The 14,710-nt window shown below is 40.0% G+C and carries 11 protein-coding genes; 7 read left to right on the top strand and 4 right to left on the bottom strand.

Annotated elements, in window-relative coordinates:
- The first annotated feature begins 30 nt into the window (after positions 1-30).
- Positions 31-1,245 carry an ROK family transcriptional regulator gene (locus DHW03_RS16130; protein ID WP_109926878.1) on the top strand — a complete coding sequence of 405 codons (1,215 nt, stop codon included), beginning with the start codon at positions 31-33 and terminating at the stop codon, positions 1,243-1,245.
- A gap of 294 nt (positions 1,246-1,539) precedes the next feature.
- On the opposite strand, the gene DHW03_RS16125 is transcribed toward DHW03_RS16130, so the two are convergent.
- Together DHW03_RS16125 and DHW03_RS16120 are read right to left on the bottom strand one after the other, a co-directional pair.
- Positions 1,540-3,750, bottom strand: a complete 2,211-nt coding sequence (locus tag DHW03_RS16125; RefSeq protein ID WP_109926877.1) for a GH92 family glycosyl hydrolase — start codon at positions 3,748-3,750, stop codon at positions 1,540-1,542.
- Between the two features lies 1 nt (position 3,751).
- The gene (locus DHW03_RS16120; protein ID WP_109926876.1) at positions 3,752-4,990 is read right to left on the bottom strand and encodes a DUF3370 family protein; all 1,239 of its coding nucleotides are present in this window, start codon (positions 4,988-4,990) and stop codon (positions 3,752-3,754) included.
- Between the two features lie 309 nt (positions 4,991-5,299).
- Here DHW03_RS16120 and DHW03_RS16115 point away from each other — a divergent pair, with 309 nt between their 5' ends.
- Entirely contained in the window at positions 5,300-8,335 is a 3,036-nt protein-coding gene (locus DHW03_RS16115) for a SusC/RagA family TonB-linked outer membrane protein (RefSeq protein ID WP_109926875.1), read from the top strand.
- Positions 8,336-8,345: 10 nt separating this feature from the next.
- On the top strand, positions 8,346-10,121 hold the full coding sequence (locus tag DHW03_RS16110) for a RagB/SusD family nutrient uptake outer membrane protein (RefSeq protein WP_109927218.1): 1,776 nt from the start codon (positions 8,346-8,348) through the stop codon (positions 10,119-10,121).
- 130 nt (positions 10,122-10,251) lie between these two features.
- On the opposite strand, the gene DHW03_RS16105 is transcribed toward DHW03_RS16110, so the two are convergent.
- A complete protein-coding gene (locus DHW03_RS16105; protein WP_109926874.1) occupies positions 10,252-10,617 on the bottom strand; it encodes a winged helix-turn-helix transcriptional regulator in 366 nt (121 codons plus the stop codon).
- Positions 10,618-10,755: 138 nt separating this feature from the next.
- On the opposite strand from DHW03_RS16105, the gene DHW03_RS16100 reads away from it, so the two are divergent.
- The gene (locus tag DHW03_RS16100) at positions 10,756-11,079 is read left to right on the top strand and encodes a Cif family virulence factor (protein WP_109926873.1); all 324 of its coding nucleotides are present in this window, start codon (positions 10,756-10,758) and stop codon (positions 11,077-11,079) included.
- A gap of 255 nt (positions 11,080-11,334) precedes the next feature.
- On the opposite strand, the gene DHW03_RS16095 is transcribed toward DHW03_RS16100, so the two are convergent.
- Positions 11,335-11,586 (bottom strand): hypothetical protein, encoded by a 252-nt coding sequence (locus DHW03_RS16095; protein WP_109926872.1) that lies wholly within the window; start codon positions 11,584-11,586, stop codon positions 11,335-11,337.
- 305 nt (positions 11,587-11,891) lie between these two features.
- Here DHW03_RS16095 and DHW03_RS16090 point away from each other — a divergent pair, with 305 nt between their 5' ends.
- The 3 genes from DHW03_RS16090 to DHW03_RS16080 all read left to right on the top strand — a co-directional run bounded on the left by DHW03_RS16090 (position 11,892) and on the right by DHW03_RS16080 (position 14,693).
- Positions 11,892-12,764, top strand: a complete 873-nt coding sequence (locus DHW03_RS16090; protein WP_109926871.1) for a hypothetical protein — start codon at positions 11,892-11,894, stop codon at positions 12,762-12,764.
- Positions 12,765-12,886: 122 nt separating this feature from the next.
- Positions 12,887-13,678 carry a (2Fe-2S)-binding protein gene (locus DHW03_RS16085; protein ID WP_109926870.1) on the top strand — a complete coding sequence of 264 codons (792 nt, stop codon included), beginning with the start codon at positions 12,887-12,889 and terminating at the stop codon, positions 13,676-13,678.
- A 19-nt stretch (positions 13,679-13,697) separates the two neighbouring features.
- Positions 13,698-14,693 (top strand): FAD binding domain-containing protein, encoded by a 996-nt coding sequence (locus tag DHW03_RS16080; protein WP_109926869.1) that lies wholly within the window; start codon positions 13,698-13,700, stop codon positions 14,691-14,693.
- The last annotated feature ends 17 nt before the right edge of the window (positions 14,694-14,710 follow it).

The raw sequence follows: 14,710 nt of genomic DNA, 5'->3' as shown, positions 1-14,710 counted from the left end.
AACAAATTATTTGAAACACATAAACCAAGCATGACATTTTTTGAAGAGATAAACGAGGAAAGCCTCTCTGGAGTAGCCTACAAGAACATAACATTAAAAAAATCCATAATATCCTATTTTGTAAAAAACGGTAATTGCACCATTGCCGACCTTTGCGCCACAGTTGGCCTAAGTGCACCTAAAATTAACACCATCCTCAATGAACTCATAAACGATGGACTTGTTCAGGACCTGGGGAAAATCGAATCAAGAGGAGGTAGGAAACCCAACTTGTACGGATTGGTGCTTGGATCGGGATTCTTCTTGGGCGTAGATGTAAAACAGAACCATTTGAATATGGGGATCATCGACTTGGAAAAAAACATTGTCCACACATCGTTAGAACGCCCTTTTAATTTGCAAAACAATAACGAATCTCTATCAGAACTATACCACGTCATCAATCAATACATAAAAGAAAGCCGCGTACCAAAAGACAAAATTCTTGGAATGGGTCTTAATCTATCTGGAAGGATAAACCATGCAAGCGGCTACAGCTACAGCTTTTTTAATTTTGACGAAGAACCATTGAGCAAAAAACTAGAGCGTAATCTGGGCATGCGGGTATTTCTAGAAAACGACTCCAGGGCAATGGCGTACGGGGAATACTCTGCAGGGATTGTTGGGGAAGAAAAAGACATTCTTTTTATCAATATGGATTATGGACTTGGCGTTGGGATTGTGATTGAAGGTCAGCTTTATTATGGAAAATCTGGCTTTGCAGGCGAATTTGGCCATATACCCAGCTTCAACAACGAAATTATGTGCCGATGCGGCAAAAAAGGCTGTTTGGAAACTGAAGTTTCTGGACTTGCATTAACACGTATTTTTAAGGAAAAGCTAACATCGGGATCTACGTCTATTTTATCTGAAATGGATATTAACGATATAAATTTTGAGCACATTATAAACGCAGCATTGAATGATGATGTACTTGCGATAGAGGAAATTGCTTCGATGGGCGAAAAACTAGGCAGGGGCATTGCCGTCCTAATCAATATATTTAACCCCGAATTGGTTATTCTTGGTGGAAGCCTTGGTGAAACAGGAGAACACATACGCCTACCCATAAAAAGTGCGCTCAACAAATATTCCCTAAGTTTGGTGAATAATGACACCAAAATCCGCATGTCAAAACTCGGCAAACAATCTGGCGTAATTGGAGCTTGTTTCCTGGTTAGAAACAGATTATTATCTACTAATTAAAAAAAGAAAAGGGTGTGGGATCAAAATCAGCTCTAGCAAAATTTAATTTTGAACCACCAAAGAAACAATAACTAAACAAGCTTTTTCCTTTCAGCTTTTTCTTTAAGCTAAAAAAAGCGACGCCCGTAATGCGCCGCTAAGACAAGCACCATGGCGATTGAATGTAGCAGATCCTTTTAGTGTTCTTTCTACTTTTGACTTTTAGCTTTTCCCTTTTAACCCTTTCAGCTTTCCCCTTTCAGCTTTTTCCTTTCCCCTTTCAGATCTTTAACCTTAATCAAATGCACAAGGCGGTCAATTTATAGAAGAAGGCCAATCTTTTGGTTTTGATGCCCAGTTGCGGTTCGGCTTACTCCCCATCAGAAATACAAGTTTTCCGCCACTTAAAATTTGATTATGGCTAATAAAATCTGCAGAGAGCACTTTCCCATTCAACCACACTTTCTGAATGTATTTATTGGTTTTTGAATTGTTATTCACCTCCACATGAAGTGATTTTCCGTTAGGCAATTGCAAATCAGCCCGATCTACAAGCGGCGAACCAAATACGTATTGGCCGCTAACAGGGTTTGCAGGATAAAACCCAATCGCATTCCACACAAACCAGGCACTCATTTGCCCACAATCTTCATTGCCCGCATAGCCATCTGGCTTAGCGTGATACATAGAATCGGCTATCATTCTTACTTTTTCTTGTGTTTTCCAGGCAGAGCCGACGTAGCTATATAAGTAGGCAATATGATGGCTGGGTTCATTGCCATGTGCATACTGACCAATTAGCCCACTCACATCGGCAGAGGCATTTTGCCCTTTAACAACAGAACTCACTGAAAAAAGAGAATCTAATTTCTTTACAAATTGCCCATATCCACCATGTTCATTTGCCAATCCACGTGGATCCTGCGGAACGAAGAAAGAATGCTGCCAAGCGTTACCCTCAATGTATTCGGCCTTTTCTTCATGCTCGGAAAAATAAGGATCAAAAGGAACCGTAAATTTCCCATCCGAATTTCTGGCTCTAATAAACCCCGTTACAGGATCAAACAAGCGCTGATAGGCAACAGCTCTTCCCATAAAAAGCTTGTAATCATCCATCAAACCGAGTTTTTTTGCCACTTGCGCAATGCAATAATCATCAAAAGCGTATTCCAATGTAACCGTAACGCTCCACCCACCTTTATCCTGTGGCAAATAGCCATACTTCATGTAATCGGGAACATTTCTTGAAGTTTGTGTTGCACTCGCCCTCATTGCCTGGTAGGCTTCCTTAATGTCCAGCCCCGGAACGCCTTTCAAAACCGCATCTGCTAGAACCGGAACTGCATGGTATCCGGTCATTGTGTTGGCTTCCCAAGTACTCAGATCCCAAACAGGTAGCAAACCATTTTCACGATAAAATGCCATCATACTTTTCAATATGTCTGGATATTTTTTGGGCTGTGTTAAAGTGAAAAGCGGATTTAATGCCCTGAAAGTATCCCAAAGGGAATATACCGTATATCGCTGAGCACCCTTTTCCATTTTTAATTGGGCTGATTTTGCGTTTTGATAAGCTCCATCAGCATCAGAATACAATACAGGCGATAAACAGGTATGATAAAGCGCTGTATAAAAAATTTTCTTCAAAGCCTGATCTGAAGATTGAATTTTGATTTTCTGAAGTTCGGCTTCCCATTTCGCAGAAGCATCTTTTCTGGTTTTTTCGAAATCCCAATGTTTAACTTCATTAAGCGCTAGAAGCGCTTTCTCTGCAGTTGTGCTGGATAGCGCAACTTTTAGCAATACCTTTTTTCCTGCAGCATCAGGAAAAAAAAGCTGAACTCTTGCAGCTGTATCCAATAATTTATTTCCCGCAACAACTCCACCCGCTGCATAAAGTTTATACAGACTAAAAGCTTTTGAAGTTCTCGCCGCGAAATACACTTTTTGATTTTTGGCCCAGCCTGTAGAATAGCGATAACCAATTAACGTACTATCATTCAACACACTAACATAGCCCTGCTCTGTTTTATCCCAGTTAATATGAAAACCCAAGTCAAACTGAATCATTGGCTTAGCGCCTTCCGGAAAGGCATATGAATGAAAACCAACACGCTCCGTTACGGTAAACGATGCCAAAATTCCGCTACTCATTTTAACTGAATAATAGCCAGGCGCAGCCTTTTCATTTTTATGACTAAAAGTTGCCTTCTTATCGGTATCGGAATTTACAAAAGGCATTACCGAGATGTCGCACCAATCTCCAATACCTGTTCCGCTTAAATGGGTATGACTAAATCCGGTAATTGTTGAGTCGCTGTAATGGTATCCACTACTCCAATCCCATCCCGAGCGCCCGTTATCTGGACTAAGCTGCACCATACCAAAAGGAACCGCTGCACCTGGATAAGTGTGCCCATGCCCACCTGTACCTATAAAAGGATCAACAAGATCTGTAAGCTTTTGTGCATTAACACTTTGGAACGAAAAAAGCACTAAAAAAAATAGAGGGAATTTTCTTATCATTTTAATTAGAATCGAAGATGAGTTGTTGGTTGGCCGTTATTAATCCCGGCACATAAAATTCTATGGTTGCATTAAATACCCCTGGAGGAATTACCCAAGATGCAAGCTCTTTTCGCGGATTATTCAATTGCGTATAAACATCTATCACAGTACCGTTTAATTTTATTGGGCCATTCCATGTTGCATTACTTTGCGCAGCATTTACCGAATTAGACGCAAAAAAGAGCTTTACGTTTTTTGATGTTGCATTTTTATTGATTAAATGAAACTTTACCAAATACCTATGACCATAATTCCCATAAGTATTTGAGGAAGAACCGGTCAAGTTCATCAACTTAGCTGCCGTTTGATTTTCTATTGCAGCAGCAAATTTATTGCTTGTATTTAGCGCGAAACCGATATGGGCTGCCCGATTTGGAATATCGAGATTATTGTCGGCAGTAACTTCTGAATATTGATAAACGCCAGCTTCACGCCCATAAGCATTTGTCGATTCAGTGAGGTAAGTACCAGCAGCAGGCCCGCCTTGGGTAGCATTAATTGCATCGTCGAGATTACCCGTTGAGGTAACAACCGTATAATAATAAGCATTGCCAGAGGTGTTTAACTCAAAACGCGCATCAATCATATTGCTCACATTCGCCTGAACCTTGAATACTTCTACTGCTTGTGAAGGGGCTATGGTTATTGGCTCAGACTGAACTTTGCGCAAAGTATTATTTATCCAATCTTTAGCTACAAAATAACTCGGACCAGTACCTGAGCCGGTTAGGGGTTTTTCGCTATTGTTATAATAAGAACCTTTGCTGGTTAAGGTTATTGGCGCTGTGCCAGGATTAGAAACCATTAAGTGATAATACTTTACCAAACCACTTTGGTTAATGTGGAACATATAGGCTGTTGCGTTTCCATTTATTGGATAAACATTTCCACCCCTGCTCGCATCTGTTCTTGAGGTTTGCATCAGCCAGCCATTTCCCGTAAAAATTTCAGGGTTATTGCACTTGAATATTTTATTGCCACCATAAACCACGTTTAAGGGTTGCAGCTCTGCATTGGGTAGAATTTGAGCAGCCGGATCAGTGCTCGATGTAAGCGGGCCAATGGTCCAACTGGTCGGATCAATCAAACTCGTTCTGAATTTTCCATCCACAAAATTTTTTGAGGTATCGATCTGCTTCTTGCAGGATACCGTTAGTGCCGAACAAAAGAGTAATACATGTAAAGTTTTAAGTCTCATAACTTGTTTATATTTTTCGAGCTAAAGTTATTAATATTTTTTAATAATTATAAATTTTGGAAAATACTTAAAAATATTTCTAAAAATGGGCATATTAAAGCTATAAACAAGCATTAAAGCAACTCTGAGATAAACAACCGGAAATTAAATTCTAAAACTTACTAAAATAATACAAGTCAACTTAATAATATTTTTTAATAAATACTTTTTTATTATTAAAAAAATTTATTACTTAGTACTATCATCTGGAGCACTGATATTCTGGGCTGAGGGTGGGCCAAATAATCTAACCAACAACAAAATTATATTATGAAGAAAAATGTACTGTTATTTTTAATGTCTATCCTGGGCATATTTTCTCTTCGTGCACAGGAAGTGCTCGTCTCAGGAAAAGTGGTGGATAGCCAATCAGGAAAAGCACTGGAAGGCATTTCGGTTTCCGTAAAAGAACAAAAAACGGGAACAACCACCTCCGCAACGGGTACTTTTAGCATCCGAGCAAACAAAGGGGCCTTATTGGTTTTCAGCTCGGTAAGTTATGCCACTCAAGAAGTTCCCGTTACATCAGAAAGTATGTCGGTAGCTTTAATTAGTAAAGCAAACGATTTGGATGCCGTTGTAGTAGTAGGCTTTGGCACCCAAAAAAAAGTAAACCTAACGGGATCAATAACCACACTTAAAAACGAAGAACTTACTAAAAGGCAAGTATCTACCTCAAGCAACCTTTTACAAGGTTTAGCACCCGGAGTAACTGTTACGCAGCAATCAGGACGACCTGGTGGCGATGGAGCGTCCATCAATATTCGTGGTTTAAGCTCCATTTATGCAGGTCAGGGTCCGCTTATCCTTATAGATGGTGTGGTTTCGAGTTTGGATAACCTAGATGCAAATGCCATTGAAACCATTACCATACTTAAAGATGCCGCATCTACCGCCGTTTATGGTTCAAGAGCAGCAAATGGGGTAATTTTAGTGAGTACGAAAAGGGCGAAAGGAAAAGAGCTTAATATCAGCTACAATTCTTTTTTTACTAAACAATTTGCTACGAACATACCTGAACGAGCAAGTGCGCTTGATTTCTTAAAGTTGAGCAATGTTGCACAGCAAAATAGTACAGGTAACCCAAATGCATTTGTTTACAGTCAGGCACTGATTGATAAATATGCCAACACGCCACCAAATAATCTGGATGTAATTGACAATGATTGGGTCAAACTATTATTCACAAATTCGGGCTTTATGCAAAATCAGAATGTAAACGTATCTGCTGGTGGCGATAACCTTAAATTGTTCGCCTCTGCAACTTACCTAAGTCAAGACGGACTAATCCCAAACACCAGATATACAAAAACCGATATTCGGGTAAATCCTGACTTAAGGGTAAATGATAAGTTGAGCTTTAACGCAGTGCTGAATTTTACTCAAAACAACACTACCATTCCTTCAACCAATAGTCCAGAATTTATTATTCGTCAAGCAATAGGTCTTATCCCAATTGGTGGAGCCAAATTTGGCGAAGGCATGTATGGAAATGCCGGGCAAAGCAACAACCGTAACCCGCTTGCTCAGGCCGAGGCCGCAGGAACGTCTAACACCATTACACAATCTTTGTTGGGTAAAATTGGCTTTACCTATAAACCCATTAAAAATATAGATGTTGAAGCTTTTGTTGCTCGCGAATCTTGGACACCAAATACCAAAACGCAGGTTAAAAACGTAGATATTTATCAACCAAATGTGGCAAACCAAAGTTATGATTTGGTTAACAAATGGCCTGGAACCAATAGTTTAAGCGAATCGTATTCTACCAATATCAGAACCACCTATCAGGCGCAAGCTTCTTATACCGGATCTATAAAAGATCATAATTTTAAATTTTTAGCTGGCGTTCAGAACGAACAGTTTTCTTACCGAGGCATCAGCGCGGCGAGAACAGACTTTACCAATCAAGATTTGCCTTACCTAAACTTAGGTACGCTTAACCAAACCAATGCTGGTGGCGCCTACCAAACTGCGATAGTTGGTTTTTATGGCCGTTTTAATTATAATTATCGTGAGAAATACCTTTTAGAACTGAATGGGCGTTATGATGGTTCGTCAAGATTCTCTCAAGCTGCCAATCAACAATGGGGTTTCTTCCCTTCGGCCTCTGCAGGTTGGGTTTTCAGTAAAGAAAGTTTTTTTGAAGGGTTAAACAACGTCATCGTATTTGGTAAAATCAGGGCCTCTTACGGTAGCCTTGGCAATCAGGCTTTATCCAGCATATATCCCTTTGCAGCCAATTATACCTCTGGTTTAAATGCTTATTTCAACGGCGTTACCAATGCAGGCTATGCATTACTTGATGCGCCTAATCCAAATATCACTTGGGAAAAATCGAAACAAAAAAACATCGGTCTTGATTTAACTTTCGCCAAATATTTTACGTTTACTGGCGATTATTATATTAGAGAAATAAGCAACATATTACTAATTAAACCCATACCTACTTACGTTGGCTTAAATGCTCCGTATGTAAATGCGGGCACGATGGAAAACAAAGGTTATGAGTTAACGCTTAACTTTAAAAGAAAACTGGGCGATTTTGGCTTCGACATTACTGGATTGTTTGCCGATTCAAAAAATAAAGTAACAAGTTTGCCTGGTGTTCCGTATCTGGATGGTGGCTCTGTGAGATCAGCGGTTGGGCAGCCCCTGTTTTCTTATTTCGGATATGAAGCTGATGGTTATTTCCAATCAGATGCAGACATTGCAGCCTCTCCTACCCATTTCTTTGTACCAAAACCAGGAGATATAAAATACAAAGACCTAAATGGTGATGGTAAAATTGATCCGAACGACCGAACCTTTATTGGAAACAACTTCCCAAGGTATGAATATAGCTTAAACGCAAACTTCAGTTTTAAAAATTTTGAGTTGGGATTATTTTTCCAGGGTGTTGGCAAAAAAGAGAATTACATCTCTGGCACAGGCGCTTATCCATTCTATGCAGCAGATTTTATTCCAGGCTTGTTAGAGGTACATAAAGATTATTGGACTCCAGATAATCCAAATGCTACATTTCCTAGATTATTACCAGCCATTGGTGTAAACGGCACAACATCGTCATTTTGGGTGAAAAATTCGGCTTACCTGCGATTGAAAAATGTAAACTTAGCTTACCGACTTCCAGGCATGCTGATGAAAAAACTTCACATCAAGAATGCAAAGGTATTTGTGAGCGGTCAGAATCTGTTTACGGCTACGAAATTCTGGGAAGGCTTTGATCCTGAAGTAAATAACCAGAACGGTGAGTTTTACCCACTGATGAAAACAGTAACGGCAGGCATTAATGTTAACTTTTAAAAGCACTTACATGAAAAAGATTTTTTATATAATCATCATAATTGGTCTTGGTTTTTCAAGCTGCAAAAAGACGCTTGATTTACAACCTTTAGACACAGTATCTTCAACAAATTTTTTAACAAATGAGGCCGAAATAAAACTTGGACTATCGGGGGTTTACAATGGCGCCCAATGGAATTATGGAGCAACAAATACGCCCCTATTAAAAAGAATTGAGGCTGCTACAGATTTTTGCTTATCCAGAAAGGGAAGTGATCAAGAAGATCTTATGGCACTGGGAGACAATGGGCCATTTGTGAATGGAAATGGAATACCAACTTCGGCTTGGAGCAATGCCTACACCTTAATCTCAAGAGCCAATAGTTTTCTAGAAGGCATCAAAGCCGGGCAAGCAGCAACGCCAGCAGCTGCATACAACAGAATGCGTGCAGAAGCCCTCGTATTAAGAGCCTGGTCTTATTATCATTTGATGGCTTGGTTTGGTGATGTTCCATTTATTACCGCTCCTCTTGCGCCTTCCGATTATGAAACACAAACGAGAGTAGCAAAAGCAACGATAGCAGATAGACTTTACGCCGATCTTGATGAGGCTTGGAACAACCTTCCGGCACAAAACGACAGAGGTAGGGTAAATAAAGGGGTGGCTTATGGCTTAAAAGCTAAAATAGCCATGTTAACAAAAAACTATACACTTGCGGCTGCAGCTTCAAAAGCAGTTATTGATGCAAATATTTACAGCCTGAATCCAAATTTCATGAACTTATTCTCATTAGCTGGCCAGAATGCTAATGCTGGAAATGAGATTTTGTTTATGACACAGCTTCCATCTGATAACGCCAACCCACTGAGTTATTTACAAATAGGCTTACTGCCAAGACAAGTGCTGGGTACATCAGGAAACAATTACCCAACGCAGGCACTAATCGATAAATTTGAGTGTACTGATGGTAAACGGATTGATCAATCTCCAATTTACGACCCTGCAAATCCGTCTAGAAACAGAGATAAAAGATTGGGTTGGACCATATTTATGCCCGGTGATGAAATGAATGTTGCAACAGGTGCTAATGTTTCACTTCCTTACCAAAATCCAGTTCAACGCATACAGTATAATATTTATACAGATGTGGTTATTCGTTACAACTGGACCACCAACACATTTGTAAATGTGGCTGGAAACCCCGATTACGTATCATCAAGTAATAGTGTATGGCAATTTGGATCAACCGGATCGGTAGGTGGTGTAGGCTATTGCTGGAGAAAATACATCGACCCTGCACAAAATGCATTTGCAGGTAAATCGGGCTACATATTGATGCGCTACGCAGATATTTTGCTTACTTATGCAGAAGCTAAAATAGAATTGAATCAAATTGATGGAACCGTTTCTTCGGCCATAAATCTGGTTAGGACTAGAGCTGGTCAGCCTGCGCTTTCGGCTATCTCACAAGATTCATACAGACAATTGGTAAGGCGTGAGCGAGGTGTAGAATTTGCTATGGAAGGGATTAGATATATTGATTTGATACGTTGGGGAATTTATAATGAGGCAGTGAATGGCCCAATTGTTGGAGCTGCGAAAATCCCTACGGATGTGCCTGCAATACCCACCTTTACGGCAGGAACGAAAGACCTCAACGACATACCCGATTATACGGCAAGTGCGGCTAAACGTATCAGCTCTCGTAATCAAACCCGATTAACAACGCCAAAACATACCCTCTGGCCAATCCCCCAGGGCGAGATCGATAAAAACCAAAACCTAACTCAAAACCCAGGCTGGTAAATAATGTATTGCTAATTTGGAAGGAGTAGAATCGTGATGTTTCTACTCCTTTTTTTTATAAACTCTGCAAGATCAATTTAGATTGATTTGATTCCAGACATTATTGCCTAACCACATCCGCCTCTAAAGATTAGTCCAATTGTGGATAGGCTTTTGCGATAACTCGTTTTAAATTGTCTTGATGGTCATCTCCCCAGTTACCAATGGCAGCAATTACGGGAATTAAAGTTTTGCCAAAATCGGTTAGTGAATACTCTACTTTAGGCGGCATTACGGGGTAGATTTTTCTTACAACCAACTCATGTGCTTCTAGCTCTTTCAATTGAATGTTGATTACCCTACGACTCGCATCGGGAATTTTGCGCTGCAACTCGCTGGGGCGCAGGTTTCCCTCATGTATAAACCACAACAAACGCATTTTCCATTTGCCATAAAGCACCTCTCCAACTAAATCGAGACCACAGTTCAAATTCGGAAAGGTTTTTTTCTCATACATCTAACAAAGATAGGCTTGCGCCAATAATGAAACAATACGGATAAATTATTCCCTATTCGAATCGTAATGCCCTAATTGTGAATCACGAGCGTACGACCGAAATTTGTATAACAGTTTTAATCTTAAAAAATCAAAATCATGAATTTACCAAAATTAATAGAGAACTTAGTTGAAGCTCAAAATAACCATGATGCTGTAGCCTATTCTTCCCTTTTTTCTGCCAATGCAACGGTATTTGATGAAGGCAAGCATCATCTTGGAAACGCAGCAATACAAAAATGGATTGAAAATTCTAACCAACAGTATCAAACTACCCTAAAACCAATTGCCTATAAAGAAGATGAAAATGGCGCTGTTTTTACTGCCGAAGTTGCTGGAACATTTCCAGGTAGCCCTGCTGTGCTTAACTTTAATCTAGTTATTGAGCATGACCTGATTCAATCGCTGGAAATTACTGGCTAAAGCGGACATATAACTGTTATCATTTAAGGATTTTAGCCAGAAAACGTCAAAATTAGTACGTTTTGGATGCAGATAAAGATTGGGATTTTTCATATAAACGAGTTTGCAGTAAACAACCATTGCCATCATCGTGTTGAAGAATCCCAATTGTGCACTAAAAAAATCAACCTTTCCCGCTTTTCAACCGCGCGTATGTCTCGAAACTTTCGGTGCCATCAGATTAGGAGGGAATTGGTTTCTTTCGTCAACCTAAAGTTATGCTTTATTGTATAGCCGTCCTCCCAATTCAAAGTTTTGCCCTAACTCGGCCAATTCTGATTTAGAAATCAAATTTGGATCGTTAAATTGCTTCATCAATACTGCTTTTGAAATACGTAATTGGCCTGTGGTCGTTTTAATTAAACAATCATTTTCTTGTTCTAGCGCGGATAAATAATCTCCAATATTGGGCACAAATTCTTCCAAACGGATAAGGATTTCGTAATAGAGGTACAAAGGGAATTTCATTGCGCAAAGTTAAATAACATCAATATAAGATTAAATTATCAATAGGTTAACATGAACTCGAATCTTAACCTTCGATTAACTTTGCTTTCGCCACATTAAAACTGCTTAAAAGGCAAATCTCTATGCATCATTTCGTTCAACAACCCATAAAATCTTAATGATCAAAACAATACAGTAACTAGAATTAATGCGTGTTTAATCTTGCCTTAATAGCACTTGTTTAGTTTGCCAAAAATTCCTTAATGAACATACCGTCATCAATGATGCATCGAAGATTGATTGAGACGATCTATTAAATTCTTAACATGAAAACTTTTAGTGCAATTATTTTGGCTGGACTTGCAATGAGCATGCTCGATTACCAGCCTATATCTGGAAACATTACCAAATCTTTTACCTTAGATTCTTTGGGTGCCTGTCAAGGCATATCCAATCAAAAAGGAACCTATTTTTTATATGGCGAAAGGGAAATCGGCGTGATGAGGGCCTACACTTTAAAAAACGATTCTTTAATTGATCAAAATAAAGAGTATCGCTTTACCATCAAAGGCAAAAATGTAATTAAGCACCCCACAGGGATTGCTTTTAAACCAGGTATGCCCACCTTTATTGGCAATTCTGTACGCCAAAACCCCGAAGGAACCCTTTGGAAAGCGATGATTTATTCCATTAAATGGGAGGGATTTTTAAAAAGCAAAACCTTAGATGGAAATCTATTAAATACCATAGAAGATGATGCCTGTATTCAAGGAACACGGCCCGAATATGTAAAGCACAAAGGCAAATGGTTTATGGCCACTGCCGATTATGGTAACAAAGCAAACGAAGTGCGATTGTACCATGCAGGCAAACTTGCCAAAGCTGCTAAAACAAGCGAAGCAGGCTTACTCTACAAAAAGTTTACCTGCTCTCCTTGGGTACAAAACTTACATTTCGTTGCTGATAAAGGAATTTTGATACTGATTCAAAACCAGATAGAGGGTAGAAAATGGCGACTAACCTTTTTAGATCTGGAAAAATCTATAGCCAGTGGGCATGAAGAAGTACTTAAAGTGATTGATACCGACAAGGCCGATGAACTAGAAGGCTTTACCCTTACAGATGATGAAAGTAAGGCCATTGCCGTAAGTTCTTCTCGAAAAAATAATGTAAGCCTGATGAATCTCGTTTGGAAATAGAGAAATCCACGAGGTCAATTTTTATTGTAATATTTCTGTTCTTATGAAACCATAATTCGGCGGGCCTGTTCATTTATTTGTATTCTACAAATTACCAAACGCTTAACTAGTAAATTAAAAGCATGGCCCACAACAATACCCCACTTACAGAAGAGGAGAAAAAACTTTTCGGAGACCTGATGCCAGATGAGTTGGACGAGGTAATTCAAACGGGATTAAAAAGAAGGCATTTTTTAAAGTTGGTGAGTCTCGCCTCAGCGGGTTTGCTGGCTAGCCATTTAATTGGGGCTGAACAACTTTTTGCTCGGGCTGTAGATGTTGATGTTGATGTTGATGTTGAAGACCCTCCCGCTATTGCCGTTGAAAATGGCGTAAACGTAAGTTTTCGCGTCAATTCCATCAACAAAAAAGTGCTTATCGATTCTCGTATGACGCTTTTAGATACACTCCGCGAGCGATTGGAACTCACCGGTTCTAAAAAGGGATGCGATCATGGCCAATGCGGTGCATGTACGGTAATTGTTGATGGAAACCGAGTGCTATCTTGCCTCACCCTGGCTGCAAGCTGTGAGGGTAAATCAGTGATTACCATTGAGGGTTTGGCGAAAGACAATGAGTTAAACCCAATGCAAGATGCCTTCTTAAAACACGATGGATTTCAATGTGGTTATTGTACGCCTGGACAAATTTGTTCTGCGGTAGCACTGATGAAAGAAGCCAAAGAAGGCCAAGCCAGTTACCTCACTCAAAACATTAGAAATCAACAAGGTTCAATCATATTATCAGACGAGGAAATTGCAGAACGGATGTCGGGAAATATCTGCCGTTGTGGCGCCTATCCAAATATTGTGGCTGCGATTAAAGAAGCGCAAACCGGAAAAGATATTGAACAAACCTGGCTTTTTGCAGGTTAAATTTTAAGCAAATCCAGCAATGAGACCATTCAAATACACCAATACCAATAGTAGCAGTGATGCCATAAACCTCCTGATCAAAAACCCCAATGCCAGCTACTTGGCGGGGGGAACCAACTTAATTGATTTGATGAAGGAGGATGTAGAAAAACCGAACGAGCTGATTGATTTAACCCGATTGGCACTGACAAAAATTGCTCTCCTGCCTACGGGTCAAAATGGCATTTCCATCGGCGCTTTAGGCAAAAATACAGAAGCTGCCAATCATCCTATGATTCGTGAGCAGTATCCGTTATTAAGCAAAGCCATACTTGCGGGTGCATCAGCACAAATCAGAAACATGGCAACCAACGGTGGCAACTTGCTACAGCGCACCCGTTGCTCGTATTTTTATGATACGGCTATGCCATGCAACAAGCGAAACCCTGGAAGTGGTTGTGCTGCAAAAGATGGCTTCAACAGAATGCATGCAATTTTTGGTTGGTCGGAAGAATGTGTAGCGGTTTATCCGTCTGACATGGCAGTTGCTCTTTCTGCTCTTGATGCCAATATTAAGGTCATTCAACCCGACGGAAAATTTAGATCCATTTCCATCCATGATTTTCACAGGTTGCCGGAGCAGCAACCCGAACTCGATAATACACTGAAAAGAGGCGAGTTAATCAGCTCCATTGAACTTCCGAAAAATGATTTTGCCAACCACTCGGCCTACATAAAAGTAAGGGATAGAAATTCTTACGCATTTGCTTTGGTATCTGTAGCGGCAGGCGTGGTACTCAATGGAAACAGAATTGTGTCTGCACACATCGCCATGGGCGGTGTTGCACATAAACCTTGGCGGGCGCGAAAAGCAGAGGCCCTATTGAAGGGTAAAATGGCAACCGTAGCCAATTTCGAATTGGCTGCACAGGCAGAAATGGAGCAGGCCAAACCATTGGCACAAAATAAATTTAAAGTTGCTATGGGCAAAAATACCATCGTAAGTGCGCTTAGCATGGCTACAAAAGGAACGTAAAAACAGGATAATCAAGA

The organism is Pedobacter yonginensis, assembly GCF_003173595.1.
Taxonomy (GTDB): Bacteria; Bacteroidota; Bacteroidia; order Sphingobacteriales; family Sphingobacteriaceae; genus Pedobacter; species Pedobacter yonginense.
This window is presented reverse-complemented; position numbering and strand designations above follow the sequence as displayed.